We start from the raw sequence: 21,754 nt of genomic DNA, 5'->3' as shown, positions 1-21,754 counted from the left end.
GCCAGATGGCCATGCCGCTGCGTCAGACCGTCAGGGTCGGGACCTATCTCATTGAACAAAAGCTCCGCCGCCGTGAGAAGTTCCCGCTCATCGTCGAGCTGGAGCCGCTCTTCGCCTGCAACCTCAAGTGCGAGGGCTGCGGGAAGATCCAGCACCCGGCCGGAGTGCTCAGGCAGCGCATGCCGGTGGCACAGGCTGTGGGAGCGGTGCTGGAGTCAGGTGCCCCGATGGTCTCCATCGCGGGCGGCGAACCTCTGATGCATCCTCAGATCGACGAGATCGTACGCCAATTGGTCGCCAGGAAGAGGTACGTCTTTCTGTGCACCAACGCACTGCTGCTGCGCAAGAAGATCGAGAAGTTCGTACCGTCCCCGTTCTTCGCCTTTGCCGTGCACATCGACGGGCTGCGCGAGCGGCACGACGAATCGGTGGCCAAGGAAGGCGTGTTCGACGAGGCCGTGGAGGCGATCAAGGAGGCCAAGCGGCGCGGCTTCCGGGTCACCACCAACTCGACCTTCTTCAACACGGACACCCCGCAGACCGTCATCGAGGTGCTCAACTACCTCAACGACGACCTCAAGGTGGACGAGATGATGATCTCGCCCGCATACGCCTACGAGAAGGCGCCCGACCAGGAGCACTTCCTCGGCGTCGAGCAGACCCGCGAGCTGTTCAGGAAGTCCTTCGCCGGCGGCAACCGGCGGCGCTGGCGGCTCAACCACTCACCGCTCTTCCTCGACTTCCTCGAGGGCAAGGCGGACTTCCCGTGCACCGCCTGGGCGATCCCCAACTACTCGCTCTTCGGCTGGCAGCGCCCCTGCTATCTGATGAGCGACGGGTACGTGCCCACATACCAGGAGCTCATCGACGACACGGACTGGGACAAGTACGGCCGCGGCAAGGACCCGCGCTGCGCCAACTGCATGGCGCACTGCGGCTACGAGCCCACCGCCGTACTGGCCACCATGGGCTCGCTGAAGGAGTCGCTCAGGGCAGCCCGCGAAACCGTCACCGGGAGCCGATGACGCCGCACGAGAAGGGGTCAGACCGTGACGATTCTCGAGACCATCCGGTGCCCGCGCGACCTCAAGTCGCTGGGCGAGGAGGAGACGGTCCAACTCGCACAGGAGATCCGGGACTTCCTGATCCAGGCGGTGGCCAGGACCGGCGGCCATCTGGGCCCCAACCTGGGTGTGGTGGAACTGACCATCGCCCTGCACCGGGTCTTCGACTCACCCGCGGACCGGATCCTTCTGGACACCGGCCACCAGTCCTACGTACACAAACTGCTCACCGGACGGCAGGACTTCTCCAAGCTGCGCGGGAAGGGCGGGCTGTCCGGTTACCCCTCGCGGGAGGAGTCCGAGCACGACGTGATCGAGAACTCCCATGCGTCGACCGTGCTCGGCTGGGCGGACGGACTGGCCAAGGCGCACCAGGTACGGGGCACGAGCGACCATGTCGTCGCGGTGATCGGCGACGGAGCCCTCACCGGCGGCATGGCCTGGGAGGCCCTCAACAACATCGCCGCGGCCAAGGACCGGCCGCTGATCGTCGTGGTGAACGACAACGAGCGGTCCTACGCGCCGACGATCGGCGGCCTCGCGAGCCATCTCGCCGCCCTGCGCACCACCGACGGCTATGAACAGCTGCTGGCCTGGGGCAAGGACATCCTGGAGCGCACCCCCGTCGTCGGGAAACCGCTCTACGAGTCCCTGCACGGCGCGAAGAAGGGCTTCAAGGACGCCTTCGCGCCCCAGGGCCTGTTCGAGGACCTGGGGCTGAAGTACCTCGGGCCGGTCGACGGGCACGACATCGAGGCCGTCGAGTCGGCGCTGCGCCGTGCCAAGCGCTTCCGTGGACCTGTCCTGGTGCACTGCCTGACCGAGAAGGGCCGCGGATACCGGCCGGCCCTGGAGGACGAGGCCGACCGGTTCCACGCGGTCGGTGCGATGGACCCGGTGACCTGCGCGCCGCTCGCCCTGCCCGACCGCGCGTCGTGGACCTCGGTGTTCGGGGACGAGATCGCCGAGATCGGGGCCGAGCGCCCGGACGTCGTGGCCATCACCGCGGCGATGCTGCATCCCGTGGGGCTCACGAAGTTCGCCGAGCGCTTCCCGGACCGGGTGTGGGACGTCGGCATCGCCGAGCAGCATGCGGCGGTCTGTGCCGCGGGGCTCGCCACCGCGGGGCTGCACCCGGTCGTCGCCGTCTACGCCACGTTCCTCAACCGTGCTTTCGACCAGCTGCTGATGGATGTCGCCCTGCACAGGTGCGGCGTGACGTTCGTACTGGACCGGGCCGGGATCACCGGCACCGACGGCCCGTCCCACAACGGCATGTGGGACATGTCCCTCCTGCAGGTCGTCCCGGGTCTGCGGATCGCGGCCCCGCGTGACGCCGTACGGCTGCGGCAGGAGCTGCGCGAGGCGGTCGAGGTGGGCGACGCGCCCACCGTGCTGCGCTTCCCGAAGGAGAGCGTCGGTGACCCCGTCGAGGCCGTCGGGCGGATCGGCGGGATGGACGTACTGCTCCGGCCAAAGGACGCCGATGTGCTGATCGTGTCCGTCGGGGCGCTGGCACCGGTCTGCCTGCAGACGGCCGAACTGCTGTCGGGCCGGGGCATCCGCTGCACGGTCGTCGACCCACGCTGGGTCAAGCCCGTCGACGAGCAGCTCGCCCCGCTGGCCGCCCGCCACCGGCTGGTCGCGGTCGTGGAGGACAACAGCCGCAGGGGCGGCGTCGGCTGCGCCGTCGCTCAGGCATTGCGCGATGCCGGGGTGGACGTGCCCCTGCGGGACTTCGGGATCCCCGAAGAGTTCCTCGCCCACGGCAGGCGCAGCGAGGTGCTGGCCGACATCGGGCTGACCCCGGTGGAGATCGCCGGGCGGATCAGTGCGGCCATGGCAGCCAAGGAGATCTGAGCGATGACCGAGCGGCCCAAAGGCTTCGATCTCGCGGCGCTGCTCGCCGAGCGCGGGGCCGAGCGCTATGAGCTGCACACCCGCCACCTCAACCACCAGCTGCCCCGCATGCTGCACACCATCGGCTTCGACAAGGTTTATGAACGGGCCGAGGGCGCGTACTTCTGGGACGCGGACGGCAACGACTACCTCGACATGCTCGCCGGCTTCGGCGTGATGGGCCTCGGCCGCCACCACCCCGTCGTACGCAAGGCGCTGCACGACGTCCTGGACGCCTCGCTCGCCGATCTGACGCGTTTCGACTGCCAGCCGCTGCCCGGGCTGCTGGCCGAGAAGCTGCTTGTGCACACTCCCCACCTGGACCGCGTGTTCTTCGGCAACAGCGGTACGGAGGCGGTGGAGACCGCGTTGAAGTTCGCCCGGTACGCAACCGGCCGGACCAGGATCCTGTACTGCACGCATGCCTTCCACGGCCTCACCGCCGGCTCGCTGTCGGTCAACGGCGAGGCCGGATTCCGGGACGGATTCGCGCCGCTGCTGCCGGACACCGCCGTCGAACCGGGGGATCTGGACGCGCTGGAGCGGGAACTGGAGCGCGGCGATGTGGCGGCCTTCGTCGTCGAGCCGATCCAGGGCAAGGGTGTGAACTCCACGCCGACCGGTTTCCTGCGCGCCGCCCAGGAACTCCTGCACCGGCGAGGGGCCCTGCTGATCGTCGACGAGGTGCAGACCGGACTCGGCCGGACCGGGGACTTCTACGCCTTCCAGTACGAGGCCGGTGTTGAGCCGGACCTGGTGTGCGTGGCAAAGGCGCTCTCCGGAGGGTATGTGCCCGTCGGGGCGACCCTCGGAAAGGACTGGATCTTCAAGAAGGTCTACTCGTCCATGGACCGCGTCCTGGTGCACTCCGCCAGCTTCGGGGCCAACGCCCAGGCGATGGCCGCCGGGCTCGCCGTGCTCTCGGTGCTCGAGGACGAGCATGTCGTCGCGAACGCGCGGGTGACCGGCGAGCTGCTGCGCGCCCGGCTCGCGGCACTCGTGGACCGCTACGAGCTGCTGCATGCCGTACGAGGGCGCGGGCTGATGATCGGCATCGAGTTCGGCCGGCCGGAGTCCATGCGGCTGCGCAGCCGGTGGACCATGCTGCAGGCCGCCCGTAAGGGACTCTTCGCGCAGATGGTGGTGGTGCCACTGCTGCAGAAGCACCGGATCCTCACCCAGGTCTCCGGTGACCACCTCGAAGTGATCAAGCTGATTCCGCCACTGATCATCGGCGAGCGGGAAGTGGACCGCTTCGTCGAGGCGTTCACCGCGGTGATGGACGATGCCCATGGCGGCGGCGGACTGATGTGGGACTTCGGCAGGACGCTGGTGAAACAGGCCGTCGCGAATCGCTGATTCTTTGCCTGGCTGGCAAGAAATTTGCCAATGGGGCAATCGCCTGGCGCAATGGACGCATGACCGATGCTGCCGCCGGGCGGGGAACCGGCCCGCTCCCCGCCGAAGGGACGGCCCCTGCCGAAGGGCTCCCACACGTCGCGCCGCGCCTGCGCGATCTGCGCCGCCGCCGCCGGCTCACGCTCGAGGCGGCGGCCCGGCGCGCAGGCCTTTCGCCGGCCCATCTCTCCCGGCTCGAGACGGGACAGCGCCAGCCGTCGTTGCCGATGATGCTCGCCCTGGCCAGGATCTACGGTACGACGGTCGGCGATCTGCTCGGCGAGCTGCCACCGGAGCGCGAGGCTGTCATCAGGGCCGGCCGGCGGGAGCCCGCCGCGTCCGACGGCTGGACATATCAGCAGGCCGGCGCGCCAGGGCGGGCCATGCAGGCCCTGCGGGTGGTGGTGCCCTACGGCGCCCAGGGCGACATGGTGCGCGTCCATCCCGGCGAGGAGTGGCTGTATGTCCTCGAGGGGCGGCTGCGGCTGAGCCTCGGTGACTTCGTGCAGGAACTCGCACCGGGGGACAGCGCGCACTTCGACTCCCTCACCCCCCACCGCCTGGCGGCGGCCACCCCGGACGGGGCAGAGCTGCTGTTCGTCCACACCCTCCTGCAGAGCCCCGAGCTGCACCCGCACGTCTGAGACCCCGGTGCGCGGTTCGCGCTCCGTCCTGAACAGAAAGGTCCGTCATGTCACAGCAGCAGGAGGAGCGGTTCCCCCGAGGCCTGGTGATCAGGCTGTTCGTCTACCTGATAGCCGGTCACCTCTTCGCCGGCTTCCTCTATCTGCTCTTCCTGGTGGGCGGCAAGGGGTAGCGCGCAAGGCGTCACGCCTCGTCGAGGAGCCGTTCGCGCAGGCGCTCGCGCGTCTCGGGGGAGAGCCCCAGGCCATCGGAGAGATAGCGCTCCGTGCCGCCCCACGTCTCCTCGATCGTTTCGAAGGCCGCGGCCAGATACTCGGCGCGGGCGTCGAACAGCGGGGCGAGCAGCTCCATGACCTCGGGGGACATCGCGGCGGGGGAGTTGTCTTTGCGCCGGACCTTGTAGCGGCGGTGGGGGTCGTTGGACTTGAGGTAGTCCGCCTCGATCGCGTCGCGGTCCACGCCGACCGCGAGCAAGGACACCGCGATCGACAGACCGGCCCGGTCCTTGCCGGCGGCGCAGTGCATGAGCGCAGGGACGCTGTCCTCGGCCAGTGCGTGCAGCACCCGGCTGTGCTCGCCGGTGCGCTCCTTGATGATCATCCGGTACGACGCGGACATCCGGCCCGCGGCCTTGCCGTCCGCGAGGATCGACTTCAGCTGGTCGAGGTTGCCCTCGCGCACCATCGTCCAGAACTCCGCGCCGTCGGCCGGGTCGCTGAGCGGCAGGTTCACATTGCGTACGCCCGGAAGATCGACGTCGGGACCCTCCAGCTTCTGGTCCGCGGCGTTGCGGAAGTCGAAGATCGTGTGCAGCCCGAGCCCGGAGAGGAACGCCGCATCGCTCGCCGTCGCGTTCGCCAGGTGACCGCTGCGGAAGAGCCTCCCGTACCGCACCCGCCGGCCGTCCGCCGTCGGCAGTCCGCCCACATCCCGGAAGTTACGAACTCCGGCCAGCTCGGGTTCTGTCGACGGGGTCTGCGGCAGCTGCTGCGTCACGTGGACTCCTGAGGTGACTGCCATCGGCGCGGCTCGCCGACGGTGGCGTGATGTGGCTCCCGACGATACGACACCCGTTTATCGGGCAATCATCTCGGCCGTCCTGCAGGGGCGTTGCGCCGTCCGCCCTGGTCGCGGCGAGTGATCCGGGGATCCGGCTGGTTCGGACCAGGCCCCGGTCGATGCGGCCACCCGCGCCCGAGCGGGACCGGAAGCGACTTCCCGTCCCTGTGCGCCGTGTCGACGCGCCTGACACGTGTATACGGAGAGTCACCCGGATGCTTTCGCATTCCTCGGCGGAGGGGAGCCGGTCGAATTCAATGCCGTCCCCCGACCTCGTCGGCGGTGAATAGAAGGATCGCCGAGGCCCCACGGCGGAGTAATGGAGTGATGTGCATCACTTTTCCTCGACCCACGGAAGGGCGAATTGCGTTGATCGTCGTGGGGCTTGATCGGTGAGTGGCGGTGTAAATCATTAAATGGTGCTTCTGTCCGAATTGGATGGTTCCGGTATGGCGTGCCCTGATGTGGGGCGCGCTGGAATCGGGTCGTGAGCAGGGTCATATTTGTGACCGTCCGTGGCCGGGCCTCGAGGTCGAATTCCGTTGTCGGCGCGGGGGGCGAAGATCCGCGATCCACGGAGCGTGACGGGAAATCCGCAGCGCTTTCCCCGCTCGGCATTACTTCCGGAAATCGGCGGCTTGTTCCGGCCCGACAAACTCGCTTACGGTCACCGCAATCCGGACGGACCGCCCAATCCTGCCGCTGTCCGGAATTCGATCCCATCCACGTGTGGCAGGAGCGGGGGACCCAGGTAGTACGCCGCATCCGATCAAATCGGACGGCTTGGGGTGAAGTCGGACATTTTGTCCGGCCGGGCAGCTCCAGCCCGAACCCGACAGCTCACCTCGCCGGCGCCGGAGAGGAATGCGCCATGCCCGCAAAGGGTAAGCACCGTCGTCCCAAGTCCAACCGGATCACCCGCGGCTTCATCGCCGCCGGTACGGGTGGCGCCGCCATCGCCCTCCCGCTGATGGGTGCCACCGGCGCACACGCCGCAGCCAAGGCCGCGCCCGCCACGGCACCTGCCGCCGCGTCCGGGAAGGCACATGCTGCTGCCCCGGCCACCTTCTCGGCCGGATCGGCAGCCCATGCGCCGGCCGGCAAGAAGGCCACCACCTACTCGGTCGTCCCCGGCGACCACCTCTCCAAGATCGCCGCTGAGCATGATGTGCGCGGTGGCTGGCAGAGCCTGTACGCGGACAACCGCGAAGCCGTCGGCGAGAATCCCTCGCTGATCCACCCCGGCCTCAGGCTGACGATCAACGGCAAGGGGAAGGCGAAGACTTCCGAGGCAAAGGCCACCGAGAAGTCCGAGTCCCCGTCCGAGTCGCAGACCCGGCCGTCCGGTGACGACGCGCGGCCCGCCCCGGCGGACACGGCAGAGCCTGTCGAGCAGCAGTCCTCCGAGCCGAGCGCCGAGCAGACCTCCGCCCCCGAGCAGTCCTCCGAGCCGAGCGCCGAGCAGACCTCCGCCCCCGAGCAGGCCTCCGGCTCCGGCTTCGCCGCACCCATCGAGGGCGCGCCGATGTCCACCGCCTACCGCACCGCCGGCGCGATGTGGTCCAGCGGTTACCACACCGGCGTCGACTTCGCCGCCGCCACGGGCACCTCCGTCAAGTCCGTGACTGCCGGCACCGTCGTCTCGGCCGGCTGGGGCGGCGCGTACGGCAACCAGGTCGTCATCCAGCACACCGACGGCACCTACTCCCAGTACGCCCACCTCTCCTCGCTGTCCATCTCCAGCGGCGAGTCGGTGACCGGCGGCCAGCAGATCGGCCTGTCCGGCAACACCGGCAACTCCTCGGGTCCGCACCTCCACTTCGAGATCCGCACCGGACCCGGCTACGGCTCCGACGTCGACCCGCTGGCCTACCTGCGCCAGAACGGCGTCTCCATCTGACCGCCCTGACTCCCTGACAGGTTCGGGCGCTGTTGGACCGGCTCCCCCGTCACCGCTCACGCGGGGCGGGGGAGCCGGGGTATTCCGGCTTGGGCGAAACTTGACCGGTGGCAAAGATCACCCCGCGTCAACCCCTCCTTACGGTCGCGTAGGTCACACCCGTAAGGGAAAGATGTGCTCCCGTGGCAGACGATTCGAGAACAGGGAACAGCGGCGGAATCGGGTCGTACGCGGCGATCGGTGACAGCTTCACCGAGGGCGTGGGAGACCCCGGACCCGGCGGGACGTTCGTCGGATGGGCGGACCGCTTCGCGGTCCTGCTGGACGACCGTATGCCGGAGCACACCTTCCGGTACGCCAACCTCGCCGTGCGGGGCAAGCTCCTCGACCAGATCGTGGAGGACCAGGTGCCGAGGGCCAGGGAACTCGCCCCGGACCTGGTGTCGTTCTGTGCGGGGGGCAACGACATCATCCGGCCCGGCACGGACCCCGACGATGTCGCCGAGCGCTTCGAGCGTGCCGTGGCCGATCTGTCGAGCGCGGTCGGCACCGTCATGGTGACGACCGGGTTCGACACCCGAGACGTCCCGGTCCTTCGCCATCTGCGCGGCAAGATCGCCACATACACCGCGCATGTGCGGGCCATTGCCGACCGCTACAACTGCCCGGTGCTCGACCTGTGGTCGCTGAAGTCCGTCCAGGACCGCCGGGCTTGGGACACCGACCGGCTGCATCTGTCGCCGGAGGGGCACACCCGGGTCGCCCTGCGCGCCGCCCAGGTGCTCGGGCTCGACGTGCCTGCCGACCCCGACCAGCCGTGGCCGCCGCTGCCGCCGCGCGGCGCGCTCGAGGTGCGCCGGGACGACATCCAGTGGGCACGTGAGCACCTGGTGCCCTGGATCGGGCGCCGGCTGCGGGGCGAGAGCTCCGGCGACCATGTCGAGGCGAAGCGCCCGGACCTGCTGCCGCTGTGACCCGGACGGCGGCGCCCCTGCCCGGTCAGGGGCGCGCCGCCGAGGTCCACGGCCCGCCGGCCGGGGCCGCCGCCGGGATCCGTTCCAGCACGCCGCCCGCGAACACGTCGTACAGCGGCAGCGTCTCCAGATGCACATAACCGATGTGGCAGTCGCAGACGGCGAGCGGGCAGGCCCTCGGGCCGAGGGCTCGCCGGAACGAGCCGTCGTAGAGATTGCCCAGCTCGGCACGGACGAAGTGGCAGCGGCGCACCGTGCCGTCGCCGTCCACGGAGACGACGGACTCGCCCGTACGGCACGGCAGGCCGGCGGAGCGGTGCGGGTGGCGGCTGTAGGGGAACAGTGGGTCGAGCGCCGTCCACAGCGCCGCCTCTTCATCGGTGTATGCGTGGCCCTCGGCTGCGTTGACCCACAGATACACGTGGGCCGGCAGCTCGGAGCGCAGCCTGCGTGCCTGCTCCAGATGGTCCGGAAGACCGACGACACCCACGCTGAACCGGATCCTTTGCCCTGCCAGATCGGTGCACTTCTGAAGGAACCTGTCGTACGGGGTCTGGCCCGGGTGGTAGGTGCACCACAGCGCGAGCGTGCCGGGGTCCGCGTCCGCCGTCCAGTCCGTACGGCAGCTGAGATTCGTCTGGACGGCCACCCGGCGGATGTGCGGCAGATGCGAGAGCTCGGTCAGGGTCCGCCGGTACCAGGAGCGGACGAGCCCCTCGCCCCACGGTGTGAAGAGGATCGACAGCCGGTCCCCCCGCTGCGCCGCGGCCCAGGCCGCGAACCGCTCCAGCGCCGCCCGGTCGGCACGCAGCTGCTCCCTGCTGTCACGGCGCTTGGCGAACGGGCAGTACGGACAGTCGTAATCACAGGAGGCGAGCGGCCCGCGGTACAGCATGGTCAGGTCCACGGCATGCTCACTTCAGCTCGTACGCGGCCATGGCGGCCCGTACCGGGGCCGAGAAGAGTTCAGGCCCCAGCGCGTCCGAGTACGCGAGCCCCTCGGGCGTCAGCTTCAGCCGGCCCGGCTCGGCGTCCTCGTCGAGCCAGCCCCGGGCCGCGAAGCGTTCCAGCTCCGCGGGGAAGTGCTCGGCCGCATCCGCGCCGAACCGCTCGCGGTAGCCTGCCCTCTCCATGCCCTCGGCCTGGAGCAGCGACTGCAGCAGATGCCGGCGGCGCGCCTCGTCCTCGTCGACCCGGCGGCCCACCTCGGCCCGCGTGAAGTCGTCGGCCTGCGTGAAGGTGTCGATGATGCCGCGTATCTCTCGCATCTCGACGGCGTAGTCGAAGGAGTAGTGGAGGGCCGAGGTGTACGAACGCGCACCGCAGCCGAGGCCGATCATGCCGTCGGTCTGGCAGGCGTGGTCGCCGGGGCCCTGCCGAGGGGCACCGCGGCGGCGGAACATCCGCATCGACACCTGCTCGTAGCCATGCGTCAGCAGATGGTCCCGGCCCGCCCGGTACAGCCGCAGCCGCTGGGTGTCCCATGCCGCGTCGCTCCGGTCCCCGAGCCGGCCGAGGCCGGTCAGCGGGCGCACATACAGCGGATACAGGTACAGCTCCTCCGGCTCCCAGACCAGTGCCGCATCCAGTGACGCCCGCCAGGTGTGCTCGGTCTGGCCGTCGATGCCGTAGATCAGATCGATGTTGAGCACCGGGACACCGGCATCACGGATCCGGCCGAGTGCCGCTTCCACGTCGGCGCGGTGCTGCGGGCGCACCGCCGCCTTCGCCTCCGCGTCGACAAAGCTCTGCACGCCGATGCTCACCCGTGTGGCGCCGCGTGCCGTGAGCACGGCCAGCCGGTCGGCGGTGGCCGTGGCCGGAGAGGTCTCGACCGAGAGCGGGACGGCCCGCAGATCTGCTCCCATCCGTTCCTCGGCGATGTCGCACAGCCGCTCGAGCTCGGCCGCGGTGAGACAGGTGGGCGTGCCGCCGCCGAAGGCGGCCGCGGCGAAGTGCACCGGACCGTCGTCGCCGAGCGCCTCGCGCACGGCGGTCGCCTGGCGGTCCAGGGCGTCGAGATAGCGGCCGGTGAGCTCGTCGGGCGCGCCGATCCGGGTGAAGAGATTGCAGAAGCCGCAGCGGACCTCGCAGAACGGTATGTGCGCGTAGAGCGAGAGCGCGTCCTTGCCTTCCCCCGCCCAGACCTCGCGCAGCGCCGGCCGGTCTCTGCCGTCCCTGCCCAAGGGGCGGTAGGCGGTCTTGTGCGGGTAGGCGTAGACGTAACTCTGGTACGGACGCGGGACGTTGCTGCTGGCGCTCATACGGATGCCTCGAGGAAGAAGTGGGCGTACGGGACCGTCCAGACGGATGCGTGACCGAGCCGGTGGCCGGTGAATCCGTCGTCGCCGTACGCGGTGCCGTGGTCGGAGCACACGATGGCGAAGCAGCGGCGGCGGCCGGCGGCCGCCGCGAACAGCCGGCCGATGTGCCGGTCCACGTACTCGAGGGCGGCCGCGTGCGTCTCGCGGGAGTCGCCCGCCGCAGGGGTCGCGCCCGGCAGATGGAACCAGTTGGGCTGATGCAGCGAGGGCACGTTGACGAACAGGAACAGCCGCTGCTCGCGTGGCAGCGCCGCGACCACCTGCTCGGCGCGCGCCACCTGGGCCTCGAAGGAGGTGGGCGAGGCGACGCCGAACTCCGGCTCCCAGTGGCTGTCCTGGAACAGCCCCGGCAGGACGGAGCCCAGCGGACCCTGCTTGGTGAAGAACCCGACGCCACCGATGCACACCGTGCGATAGCCCGCCCCCGCGAGGGCCGACACCAGGTCCGGGGTGTCGTAGACGAAGGTGCGGCCGGCGGTGGTCTCGCTCCCCGCGAAACGGGCGGCGAACAGCCGGGGATGAGGTCCCGGCGTCGCCGGGGTGGGCAGAAAGCCGGCGAAGATCGCCTGGTGCGAGGCGTAGGTGAAGCTGCCGGGTGCATGACGCCGTTCCCAGGTGCCGCCGGGCAGATGCCGCGCCAGGTTCGGGATCCGGCCCGCCGCGGCGAGCTCGGCCGCGACGTCGAAACGCAGTGTGTCCAGGGTGACGAGCAGAAGATCGTCACGGCCGACGACCGCGTTCATGTCCGGCTGCGGTTCGCTGCGGGGTTCGGGCTCCGGGTGGAGCTCCAGGTGGGGAGGCCGGAGGGCCTGCGGGTCAGGGGCTTGCACGGTGGTGGTTCCTTGTTCCGTTCGGTTCGGTTGATCTGCGCAGCACGGCGGAGACCTGCGCCGCATAGGTGTCCTGGCCTTCGGCCTCGCTGCCCGCCAGGCCGGACAGTCCCGGCAGCAGATCCCCGAAGGCGTTGACCTCGCCGACGGCGAAACGACGCCAGCCGGTGGCAGGCAGCAGATCCACACCCACGCGAAGGGACCTCGGGAAGCAGGCCGCGGTCCGCTCGCAGAGCTCCAGCGTCCGCCCCCAACTGCCGCCCGCCGCCTCGGTCGCCGCACGGGCAGCCGCCAGGTCGCCCCGAGCACCACCCAGATGCAGGTTGGTCATGGGGGAGCGGCTCGTCCTGACCACCGCGTGGGTGGCACGGCCCGCGACCACCACCACACGGAGATCGGCGGTCCCGCCCCGCTGCGCGGCTTTCGGGAGCCAGCGCTCGATGTGCAGGCCGTCCGGGGCGAGCGCGTCGACGAGAGCGGCGACTTCGCGCTCGGTGGTACAGCGGCGCACCCGCAGGGAGTTGAAGAGCCTGCCGTCCGGTGCACGCTCCACCGATGTGGTGGCCTGCACCCGGCCCCGACTCGCCGTCTCCAGCGCCAGCACGCCGGACGCCGAGGAGCCGTGCGCCGGCTTGACGAACACCCGCGGCAGCCCGAATGCCTCCTGAAGGGCGCGTACATCGTCCCAGCCGCGCACCACCGGAGCATCCGCACCGGACGTCGGTGACGGCGGAACGGGCACTGCGGCGCGGTCGAGCACGGCATGACAGAGCCGCTTGTCGAACAGCACGGCCAGCTCCTCGGGGTCGTCGAGCAGGCTCGCGCCGCCGGCCGCGGCCAGCGCGGCCACCTCCCGCAGGGCCGCGGTGAAGCGCTCGTACCAGCGGGCCGTGCCCTCCACCCGGGTCGGGTCGTCCGTCCCGCGCAACTCCCGTTCGACCTCGGGGTCCTCGCCGGGCGAATCGATCCGCACGAGCTCGCCGGGGCGGAACCCGGCGCGGCCCCGGAGCACATCGAGCCACGGCACCACGCGAGCGGCGGGCAGGCCGGCGGCACGCACCGCGTCCTGGAACATGCCGACCCGGCGGTTCTCCGGATTGCCCACCAGGGCGAGGCGCGCCCCCGCGCGGCCACGGGCCGGGCCGCTCACTCGGCGACGGCCGTGTAGCGGTCTTCCCTCGCACGGGTGGCGTTGCGGGCGGCCTGCTCCTCCGAGTGGTCCACCTCGACTCCGGCCGGCTCCAGGGCGTCGGACAGGCGCTTCATCATCGCCTCGCTCAGGAAGTGATGATGCACGTCCAGCTTCTTGAGGTGGGTCAGCGGCTGTCCGGTCAGCAGAGCCTCGGCGCCGTCGTCGCCGAGCGTGCCCATCGACAGATCGAGCGTCTCCAGGCCCGCCACCACCGGAGCGCTCGCCACGGCAGCGGCTATCTGGTCCTGGATCTCGCTGTTGCGCAGGGCCAGGTACCTCAGCCGGGGCAACCGCGTGCCGGAGAGGATCGGCTCCACGTCGGACACATCAGCGGTCCCCCCGTACCAGGACGTGCCGAGCCAGACGTCGAGATGCTCCAGCGCGGGCAGCTCGCTCGCCGCGATACCGCGCACCACCTCCGCGCTCAACCCGCCCGCCTCGACCCTGAGATCACGCAGCCGCTCGTGCTTCAGGGCGGGGAACTCCAGCCCTTCGCCGCCGCGCACCCCGAACACCTCCAGTTCGGGGAACCGGTCGAGCAGTGGCCCCACCGACCCTTGGTTGATCCAGGAGATCTCGCACTGCTCGTACGTGATGTCGCCGAGGAACAGCGCGCGCAGCCGCGGCAGCCGATCCTTCGCGCCGAGGAGCGCCGATACGACCCCTTCCGGTGCAGAGTCGAACGCATCGCTCCACGAGCCCGCGATCAGCGCCCGCACCTCGGTGGTGTCCACCACGTCCGTGAAGCGGGCGAAGGCATCCTCCCACTCCTCCTCGCTGTCGTAGGAGTCGACGGAGATCCGCCACGCCACGGATGCGGCCGGCGGCAGCTCGGTCTTCGACTCGGCGCCGGGGAAGTCGAACGCGGGCAGGCCGTACAGCTCCTGCAGATGGTCCGAAATGGTCATGACGGGCTCCAGACACCGGTGCGGTGACGATCGGCTGATGTGCGTGCAGTTCTACCAACTCCCACTGACAACGGCCGTGGCGGGGCCGGTCCGCGGCGGCGGCCGGGGCCGTTGTCAGACCCTGCCTCTAGCTTCGTGTTCAGGTCCCGGCGCACTCGGCGCCGGGCGTGGAGGGGAGAGCCATGTACCGGCAGGGGGATGTGCTGATCGTGCCCGTCGCGGAAGAGGCCGTGCCGTCGCATGTGACGGACGCGCCGCACGAGGCGCGCGACGGACGGGGCCGGCTGGTGCTCGCGCTCGGCGAGGTCACCGGCCATGCGCACGCGGTGCTGGGACCCGGCCGGCTCGTGCGTGAGCCGGGCCCGTTCGGTCCGATGCTGCTCCATCTGCCGGAAGGCGGACGCGTGGTGCACGAGGAGCACGCCGCGATACCGCTGCCGAAGGGCTGGTACCGGGTGGTGCGCCAGCGCGAGTATCTCCCGGGCGCGGTACGGATCGTCGCGGACTGACCGTCGGCGTACCACCACCACATCGACACAGGAACGAAACAGGGGACGGGGCTCACACATGCAGTACGCGGACAAGTGGCGGGCCGTCGCGGCGGCGACGGGACCGGCGGACCGGGCAGCCGCCGAAGAAGGCGTCCGGCTCGCCTACCGTACGGCCGGGCTCGCCGCGCCGGAGCGGATCATCTGGGCCGGCTCGCCGCGCGCGGGCGCCCTGGCCGTGCGTGCGCTCGACAGCCCGGGACGCTCGGTGCGCGACGAGGTGCGCACCAAGCCGTGGGCCGAGGAACGGCGGCGCGTGCACGACGAGTTGGGTCCGGCCGGCTGGGCCGAGGTGTGGAGCGTGACCGGCGCCCGCCTCTGGGACACGACGCGTGCGCTGGCCGAGCGGATACGCGCGGGAATCGTGGACTCCCTCGTCGGGGCGGATCCCGACGGCAGTGCGGCGCACGCCGCGGCCGAGACCGAGATCCGGATCGCCCTGCTCGACGCGGTCCTCGGCCAGCACGACGCCGCCTGGCTGGCCGCGTTCGACGGCCGCAGCGACCGGCTCGAAGGGCTGGCCAGGGTCGCGTCGCACGCCGGCTGGTGGTGGCCGTACGAGAACGTGGCAGTGATCTGCGAGCGGCCCGCTCAGCTGCACCGCGACGAAGCCGGCCGTCTCGACTGCGGGGACGGCCCCGCCCTGGTCTTCCCGGACGGCTTCGCGCTGTACGCCTGGCGGGGCATGCCCGTGCCCGCCGACTTCCTGCGCGAGCTCACCTCGCTCACCCCGGAACGCATACGCACCGAGGAGAACGCGGAGCTGCGCCGCGTGATGCTGGAGCACTACGGCTACGACCGCTATCTCGCCGAGTCCGCGGCCGAACCGGTGCACCGCGACGAAACAGGGATCCTGTGGCGCATCGCCCTGGCCGACGACGAGGACGTGGTGATGGTCGAAGTGGTCAACTCCACGCCGGAGCCCGACGGCACCCACCGTGCGTACTGGCTGAGGGTCCCGCCGGACACACGGACGGCGAAGGAGGGTGTGGCGTGGACGTTCGGGCTGCATGCGGACGCCTACGAGCCGGTGCGGCAGACCTGAGGCGCCGGTGCGTGTGCCGCCTGAGAACCGGGGGCGACAGGCGCGTCGCCGAGGGAGGGTGGGTCAGCGGGCGCCGGCGCTGAGGGCTGCACGATCGACGCCGAGTTCGCGGGCGAGCGCCTCGTCGGTCCACTCCAGCATGGCCGCCCGGGACAGCGACCCCGCGTACGAGGTCATCTGGACCGCCAGACCGTCCAGGAAGGCCGTGAGCCGCCAGGCGGCCGCCGCCGGGTCCTCGCACGGGAACTCCCCGGTGGCGGCGCCCTCGGCTATGACCCCGGTCAGAGCGGCCTTCCACTGCTGGTCGAGATCGCGGGCCACATCACGCAGGGCCGGTTCGCGCAGCGCGACCGCCCAGCCCTCGATCCACAGGCGCCAGCCCTTGGCCTGCCCGGTCGGCGCATACCAGCGCACGGCGGACCGCAGCCGCCGCAGTGCGGTGGTGCGCCGTCCGAGCAGCTTGCGCAGATGGGCGAGATCGCCGTCGGCGGCATAGCTGAACGCATCGGCCACCAGCTTCTCCTTGGTCGAGAAGTGGTAGAGCACCAAGGCGCTGCTCACGCCCAGGGACGCTGCCACGTCGGAGATGCGCACGGCCGCCACGCCCCGCTGCTCGATCTGCTCGACGGCGGCGCACAGCAGCTCCTCCCGCCGCTCCGCCACACTCAACCGGACTCTGCCCACGGCGTCACCCTACACAGCGGATCTTGGAGCAGGCCCGCCGCTGTCGGAGACGGGGGCTCGCTTGCCGGTCGCGACGAGCGGGCGTGCTCCGCCGGTCCGACAGGGCCCCGCTGTGCGGCTGTCGGGCGCTGTTGCCCGGCCCGCTCGTACCGTGCGCCGCCGGTCCGGCCGGGCGCGACAGGTCAGCGCGCGGCGGCGGTCCGGGTGGGCGGCTTCGCCGGGATCTCGCAGCGATCCTTGAAGCCCTGACTGGTCAGGCCCAGTGCAGAGTTGATCCGCGAGCGGAGGTTCTCCACCGCGACCATCGCGGTCAGTTCGACGAACGCCGGCTCACCCAGCGCCGCGACCAGCCGCTCCGCCAAGTCGTCAGCGACCTGTGGCGGGTTGGCCGTCATGGCCTCGGCGTACTCCATGACATCCCGCTCCAGCGGGCTGTAGGCGTCGCTCTCACGCCACATGGGCACATCCTGCACCTTACGTGCGTCCATCCCCTGTCGTCGGCTCTCCCAGTGCCCGAAGTCCATGCACCAGCTGCAGCCGATCGACGCTGCCGTGGCCATCACGGCGAGCGTCTTCAGCTCGTCGTCCAGGCGGTTCCACCTGGCCACCGACATTTCGAAGCGGAGATCGGACCGCATCACCCGCGGGTTGTGGGCCAGCGCCCGGACGGGGTCCAGGACCTCACCGTACGAGCGCTTCGAGTACCACTCCGTGAAGCGCAGGAACAGCGAACGGGGCGGGGTGAGCGAGATGCGGGCCATGACGGGCCTCCCTCTTTCTTCGTGATCGCTTGGACCGGCTCGGTCCTGTGCGATGCCCTTCACCGATATGACGGACCGGCCGCCCCGGAATGTGACATCGGCCGGACGGCACCGGATCCCGGCGGGCAGGAACACCGGAAAGGGAGCAGGCGTTGCCTGGTCATGACGGATATGGACGCACAGCCGGAAGCGACTTCGAACCCAGGGTCGGACCCGCGGCACGACGCCCTGCTGAAGCTGGTCGCCGAGCAGGACGGTGGCGTGCTGGTGACCCTCAAGCGGGACGGCAGGCCCCAGCTGTCGAACGTGAACCACGCCTACTACCCCGACGAGCGGACCGTGCGGGTCTCCATCACCGACGACCGAGCCAAGACCAGGAACCTGCGCCGTGACCCGCGTGCCTCCTACCACGTCACGAGCAAGGACCGCTGGGCATGGACCGTCGTCGAGGGCGTCGCGGACCTCTCGCCGGTCGCCGCGGACCCCCACGACGACACCGTCGAGGAGCTGATCAGGCTCTACCGGGACGTGCAGGGCGAGCACCCGGACTGGGACGACTACCGGCGGGCGATGGTCGAGGACCGGCGCCTGGTGCTGCGGCTGAGGGTGGAAAGGGCCTATGGCCAGCCCCAGGCCTGAAGCCCCGGGCCCCCGCCGGGCCGCCCAGCCCCGCGATACCGCTTCGCACATACATACATAATGGATGGAACCCGAGCTTCAGGAGGTGCCGTGACCGGCGCTGGTACCCCCCACACGCTGCGCTCCCGGCTGCGCTCGCTCCGATCGGCCGCTTTCGGAGCCGACCCCGGCGGGGCCCGGATGGAGCGGATCCGCCGCTCGCCGAACTTCGCCGACGGTGTCTTCCAGAACCCCGTGGGGGCCCGGACCCGGCCCTCCGGCGGTTCCATGGTCGAATTCTTCAAGATCTACTTCCAGAAGGAGGCGCGGGCGCACCGGTCACCGATCGGCACCGTGCCCGTCCATGCCACCACGGTCGCCGACCTCGCCAAGCCCCCGGTCACCGACCTGCGGCTCACGTGGATGGGGCATTCCAGCGTCCTCGCGGAGATCGACGGCCACCGGGTCCTGTTCGACCCGGTCTGGGGCGATCGATGCTCGCCCTTCAGCTTCGTGGGCCCCAAGCGTCTGCACCCCGTCCCCGCCCCGATCGCCTCTCTCGGTCCCGTCGATGTGGTCGTGATCTCCCACGACCACTACGACCACCTGGACATGCCCACCATCCAGGCACTCGTCTCCACGGACACCGTCTTCGCGGTGCCGCTCGGCGTCGGCGCCCACCTGGAGCGCTGGGGCGTCTCCGCCGACCGGCTGCGTGAGCTGGACTGGAACGAATCGACGAAGGTGGACGGGCTCCGCCTGACCGCCACCCCCGCTCGCCACTTCTGCGGCCGTGGGCTGCGCAACCAGCAGCACACCCTGTGGGCGTCCTGGGTGGTCGAGGGAGCCGAGCACCGGATCTTCCACAGCGGGGACACGGGCTACTTCCCCGGCTTCACGGACATCGGCGCCGAGCACGGCCCGTTCGACGCCACCATGATCCAGATCGGGGCGTACAGCGAGTACTGGCCCGACATCCACATGACTCCCGCCGAGGGCATGCGGGCCCACCTCGATCTGCAGGGCGGGCAGCCGGCCGGTGTGATGCTGCCGATCCACTGGTGCACGTTCAACCTCGCACCGCACCCCTGGGCGGAGCCCGGTGAAGGCACCGTCGCCGCCGGCGCCGAGGCCGGGGCCCGGGTCGCTCTGCCCCGCCCCGGCGAACCCTTCGAGCCGACCTCCGACACCGTCCCGGCCGTACCGTGGTGGCGCGCCGTCGCCACCGCGCCCGGCGGCGGATGGGGCTCCTCCGCACGCAGCGGCACCCCGGAAGTGGCACCGACGGCCTGACCCCTGCCTTTCGGCCAACATCCGTTCGGGTCCCCGCCTGCCCGGTCCGCCACCCGCACCCAGCCTTCGCCCAGTTCGACGCCCCCTTGACCCCGCTGCCACGACAGATCCGGCCGCGGGGTCAAGGGCATGCTTTCGGGCGTTCGTACGAGCCCTCATACCAGAGCAGGACGAATAACGGGCAACTTTGTCAACTGCCCGTCGCACGTGTCCGTTTGGCCACTACCGTGTGTTGCCGGCGATCAACGATGGGCTCATCCTGCATGCCCGGGTCCAGCGTCGAGCCGATGTCGACCACTCGAACCACGTCGTTTTCCTGGGGCCCCACGTACCAAGGACGCTGATGTCTCAACTACGAGCACCCGCCGCGCGGTCCGACCGCCGAGAGGGCGGGCGTCACGGCCGCCCCGGCGCCCGATCCCTGTCGTCGGGGAGATCGAACCCCGCGCCGTCGTCGCCGGAAACCCGCATACGCCCTCAACTGCTGCGCACCGCGGTCCTGCCCACCGTCGTCGCCGCGCTCAGCGGAGCGACCGCGGTGATCGTCACGATCCGCGCCACCTCACCCGAGCCGACCCTCGGTCTGTGGGTGGCGCTCACCGGCATGGCCGCACTGGCCATAGGGGCTGTCGCGGCGGCCGCCGTGGGCGCGGACCGGACGTCCAAGTCCGTGCTCGACCGCTGCTCCGCGCTGCGCCGCAGCACGGCGCGCGAACAAGCCGGCCTGCTTACCCTCGTCGACCAGCTCAGACGCGGCGAAGGACCGCCCGCCCGCCGGACGCCGGCGCCGCCACCGAAGGGTGGGGACGAGTTCGACCTGCTCACGCAGGAGCTGAGCCGCTCGCACGACGCGGCCGTCGCGGCCGTGGTGCAGGCGTCCCGGCTCTCCAGCAGCGTCGGCAACGAACAGAAGGTGGAAGTCTTCGTCAATCTTGCCCGGCGACTCCAGTCGCTGGTCCACCGCGAGATCCAGCTCCTCGACGAACTGGAGAACGAGGTCGAGGACCCCGAACTGCTCAAGGGCCTCTTCCACGTCGACCACCTGGCCACCCGAATCCGCCGCCACGCCGAGAACCTCGCCGTCCTCGGCGGTGCGATCTCGCGGCGCCAGTGGTCCAACCCGGTCACCATGACCGAGGTCCTGCGATCCGCGATCGCGGAGGTGGAACAGTATCCGCGGGTCAAGCTGGTGCCACCGATCGACGGCACCCTGCGCGGCCATGCCGTCGCCGACGTGATCCACCTGCTCGCCGAACTGGTGGAGAACGCAACCCTGTTCTCCGCCCCGCACACCCAGGTGCTGCTGCGCGCCCAGCATGTCACGGCCGGACTCGCCGTCGAGGTCGAGGACCGCGGCCTGGGCATGCCGGTAGGCGAACAGAACAAGATGAACGCGCTCCTCGCCGACCCCGACCAGGTCAATGTCGCGCATCTGCTGCAGGACGGCAGGATCGGGCTGTTCGTGGTCTCCGCGCTCGCCCGCCGCCACGGCATCGCGGTCCGGCTCCAGACGAACATCTACGGCGGCGTGCAGGCCGTGCTCGTCCTGCCGCAGGGACTGCTCGGCGCCACCACCGACCGGCTCGAGCAGTCCGGCGCCGCCTCGGCGCCGCAGGAGAACGCGCACCGTATCGCCGCCACCGCGCCGCCCGTCCTGCCCACGCATCAGCCCGAGCAGCCGGCACCGGCCCACGCCCATGCCCAGCCGCATCCGATGCCGCAGCAGGCCCACGCCCAGCCGCATCACCCGCTGCCCGCGCAGCGCGAACCGGCCCCCTCCACCACGGGGACCAGCCCGTTGCCCGTACGGGGTGAGCACAGCGACCGGCCCAATCCCGCAGCCGCCAGGCCCCCCGCGGGCCGCCCGGCACCACATCTGGGCACCCCGGCCGAACCCGTACGCACCATGCCGAGCGACATCCCGGCGGGCCATCTGGCCCCTGGCAGCACCGGCCGCCCCCAACTGCCCAAGCGCCGGAGCCAGGAGCACCTCGTCCCCCAGTTGCGGGACGCCCCCATGCGCCGCAAGGACGACGACCACACCCTGCACGATCCGGGGCTGATGGCGGCCTTCCAGCGAGGCATCGGCCTCGCCGAGTCCCAGTCGTCCGCACAACCCGCAGCGCACCACACCCCGCAGCTCCCCGACAACACCCCCAAGGAGTAGACGACCATGGCGAGCGACATGCCGGCCGGTCATGCCTCGGACCTCGACTGGCTGCTCAGCGGCCTTGTCCAACGCGTTCCGTACACCCGCAACGCGGTACTGCTCTCCTCCGACGGCCTGGTGAAATCGGTGCACGGACTGGACACCGACAGCGCGGACCACATGGCCGCACTCGCCTCCGGCCTCTACTCGCTCGGCCGCAGTGCCGGAGCGCGGTTCGGCGACGGCGGTGAGGTACGCCAGGTGGTCGTGGAACTCGACTCCACCCTGCTGTTCGTCTCCACGGCGGGCTCGGGCACCTGCCTGGCCGTGCTCGCGGGCCGTGAGGCCGACGCCGCCGTCCTCGGATACGAGATGGCGATGCTGGTCAAGAGTGTGCGTCCGTATCTGGTGACGCCGGCGAGACAAGCCGCGGGAGCGACGCCCAGCGCCGCGGGGCAGTGAA

General features: G+C 70.6%; 21 protein-coding genes and 1 riboswitch. Of the genes, 13 read left to right on the top strand and 8 right to left on the bottom strand.

Translation table 11 applies throughout. The annotated features are described in order from the left end of the window. The first annotated feature begins 5 nt into the window (after nucleotides 1-5). From hpnH to OHS70_RS03360, 5 genes are read left to right on the top strand one after another with little or no spacing between them, the layout of a single operon-like run. A complete protein-coding gene (hpnH, locus tag OHS70_RS03380; RefSeq protein ID WP_328393477.1) occupies nucleotides 6-1,025 on the top strand; it encodes an adenosyl-hopene transferase HpnH in 1,020 nt (339 codons plus the stop codon). A 24-nt stretch (nucleotides 1,026-1,049) separates the two neighbouring features. After that, complete coding sequence (dxs, locus tag OHS70_RS03375) at nucleotides 1,050-2,924, top strand: 1-deoxy-D-xylulose-5-phosphate synthase (RefSeq protein WP_328393475.1); 1,875 nt, start codon at nucleotides 1,050-1,052, stop codon at nucleotides 2,922-2,924. A gap of 3 nt (nucleotides 2,925-2,927) precedes the next feature. Beyond that, a complete protein-coding gene (locus OHS70_RS03370) occupies nucleotides 2,928-4,322 on the top strand; it encodes an aspartate aminotransferase family protein (protein ID WP_328393473.1) in 1,395 nt (464 codons plus the stop codon). Nucleotides 4,323-4,381: 59 nt separating this feature from the next. After that, nucleotides 4,382-5,005, top strand: a complete 624-nt coding sequence (locus tag OHS70_RS03365) for a helix-turn-helix domain-containing protein (RefSeq protein WP_328393471.1) — start codon at nucleotides 4,382-4,384, stop codon at nucleotides 5,003-5,005. Between the two features lie 47 nt (nucleotides 5,006-5,052). After that, the gene (locus OHS70_RS03360) at nucleotides 5,053-5,178 is read left to right on the top strand and encodes a DUF6126 family protein (protein ID WP_328393469.1); all 126 of its coding nucleotides are present in this window, start codon (nucleotides 5,053-5,055) and stop codon (nucleotides 5,176-5,178) included. Between the two features lie 11 nt (nucleotides 5,179-5,189). Here the strand turns inward: OHS70_RS03360 and OHS70_RS03355 are convergent, their stop codons facing one another. After that, a complete protein-coding gene (locus OHS70_RS03355) occupies nucleotides 5,190-6,002 on the bottom strand; it encodes a tyrosine-protein phosphatase (RefSeq protein ID WP_328393467.1) in 813 nt (270 codons plus the stop codon). Nucleotides 6,003-6,773: 771 nt separating this feature from the next. After that, nucleotides 6,774-6,932: riboswitch (cyclic di-AMP (ydaO/yuaA leader) on the top strand. Nucleotides 6,933-6,936: 4 nt separating this feature from the next. Here OHS70_RS03355 and OHS70_RS03350 point away from each other — a divergent pair. Next, nucleotides 6,937-7,965, top strand: coding sequence for a M23 family metallopeptidase (locus tag OHS70_RS03350; protein WP_328393466.1), 1,029 nt, complete (start codon nucleotides 6,937-6,939; stop codon nucleotides 7,963-7,965). A gap of 182 nt (nucleotides 7,966-8,147) precedes the next feature. Further along, nucleotides 8,148-8,939, top strand: a complete 792-nt coding sequence (locus tag OHS70_RS03345) for an SGNH/GDSL hydrolase family protein (RefSeq protein ID WP_328393464.1) — start codon at nucleotides 8,148-8,150, stop codon at nucleotides 8,937-8,939. 25 nt (nucleotides 8,940-8,964) lie between these two features. On the opposite strand, the gene OHS70_RS03340 is transcribed toward OHS70_RS03345, so the two are convergent. The 5 genes from OHS70_RS03340 to OHS70_RS03320 form a co-directional block, all read right to left on the bottom strand. Then, nucleotides 8,965-9,846: an STM4011 family radical SAM protein gene (locus tag OHS70_RS03340; protein WP_328393461.1), complete on the bottom strand. Its 882-nt coding sequence runs from the start codon at nucleotides 9,844-9,846 to the stop codon at nucleotides 8,965-8,967. Between the two features lie 7 nt (nucleotides 9,847-9,853). Beyond that, a complete protein-coding gene (locus tag OHS70_RS03335; RefSeq protein WP_328393459.1) occupies nucleotides 9,854-11,203 on the bottom strand; it encodes an STM4012 family radical SAM protein in 1,350 nt (449 codons plus the stop codon). Next, a complete protein-coding gene (locus OHS70_RS03330) occupies nucleotides 11,200-12,006 on the bottom strand; it encodes an STM4013/SEN3800 family hydrolase (protein WP_328405377.1) in 807 nt (268 codons plus the stop codon). The genes OHS70_RS03335 and OHS70_RS03330 overlap by 4 nt, the downstream gene beginning before the upstream one ends. 73 nt (nucleotides 12,007-12,079) lie before the next feature. Continuing rightward, complete coding sequence (locus OHS70_RS03325) at nucleotides 12,080-13,168, bottom strand: STM4014 family protein (RefSeq protein WP_443062722.1); 1,089 nt, start codon at nucleotides 13,166-13,168, stop codon at nucleotides 12,080-12,082. Between the two features lie 71 nt (nucleotides 13,169-13,239). Further along, nucleotides 13,240-14,193: an STM4015 family protein gene (locus OHS70_RS03320; protein WP_328393455.1), complete on the bottom strand. Its 954-nt coding sequence runs from the start codon at nucleotides 14,191-14,193 to the stop codon at nucleotides 13,240-13,242. 182 nt (nucleotides 14,194-14,375) lie between these two features. On the opposite strand from OHS70_RS03320, the gene OHS70_RS03315 reads away from it, so the two are divergent. Both OHS70_RS03315 and OHS70_RS03310 read left to right on the top strand, forming a co-directional pair. Continuing rightward, entirely contained in the window at nucleotides 14,376-14,702 is a 327-nt protein-coding gene (locus OHS70_RS03315) for a hypothetical protein (RefSeq protein ID WP_328393453.1), read from the top strand. 58 nt (nucleotides 14,703-14,760) lie between these two features. Beyond that, nucleotides 14,761-15,786, top strand: a complete 1,026-nt coding sequence (locus tag OHS70_RS03310; RefSeq protein ID WP_328393451.1) for a DUF6745 domain-containing protein — start codon at nucleotides 14,761-14,763, stop codon at nucleotides 15,784-15,786. 63 nt (nucleotides 15,787-15,849) lie between these two features. Here the strand turns inward: OHS70_RS03310 and OHS70_RS03305 are convergent, their stop codons facing one another. After that, complete coding sequence (locus OHS70_RS03305; protein WP_328393448.1) at nucleotides 15,850-16,470, bottom strand: TetR/AcrR family transcriptional regulator; 621 nt, start codon at nucleotides 16,468-16,470, stop codon at nucleotides 15,850-15,852. Nucleotides 16,471-16,652: 182 nt separating this feature from the next. After that, nucleotides 16,653-17,231 (bottom strand): carboxymuconolactone decarboxylase family protein, encoded by a 579-nt coding sequence (locus OHS70_RS03300; protein ID WP_328393446.1) that lies wholly within the window; start codon nucleotides 17,229-17,231, stop codon nucleotides 16,653-16,655. A 162-nt stretch (nucleotides 17,232-17,393) separates the two neighbouring features. Here OHS70_RS03300 and OHS70_RS03295 point away from each other — a divergent pair, with 162 nt between their 5' ends. From OHS70_RS03295 to OHS70_RS03280, 4 genes are all read left to right on the top strand, one after another. Continuing rightward, nucleotides 17,394-17,870: a PPOX class F420-dependent oxidoreductase gene (locus OHS70_RS03295; protein ID WP_328393444.1), complete on the top strand. Its 477-nt coding sequence runs from the start codon at nucleotides 17,394-17,396 to the stop codon at nucleotides 17,868-17,870. A 90-nt stretch (nucleotides 17,871-17,960) separates the two neighbouring features. Next, the gene (locus tag OHS70_RS03290) at nucleotides 17,961-19,142 is read left to right on the top strand and encodes an MBL fold metallo-hydrolase (RefSeq protein WP_328393442.1); all 1,182 of its coding nucleotides are present in this window, start codon (nucleotides 17,961-17,963) and stop codon (nucleotides 19,140-19,142) included. A gap of 343 nt (nucleotides 19,143-19,485) precedes the next feature. Continuing rightward, a complete protein-coding gene (locus OHS70_RS03285; protein WP_328393440.1) occupies nucleotides 19,486-21,309 on the top strand; it encodes a sensor histidine kinase in 1,824 nt (607 codons plus the stop codon). 6 nt (nucleotides 21,310-21,315) lie between these two features. Beyond that, on the top strand, nucleotides 21,316-21,753 hold the full coding sequence (locus OHS70_RS03280) for a roadblock/LC7 domain-containing protein (RefSeq protein WP_328393438.1): 438 nt from the start codon (nucleotides 21,316-21,318) through the stop codon (nucleotides 21,751-21,753). Nucleotide 21,754 lies beyond the last annotated feature (1 nt).

This window comes from Streptomyces sp. NBC_00390, assembly GCF_036057275.1.
In the GTDB taxonomy this organism is placed as follows: Bacteria; Actinomycetota; Actinomycetes; order Streptomycetales; family Streptomycetaceae; genus Streptomyces.
This window is presented reverse-complemented; position numbering and strand designations above follow the sequence as displayed.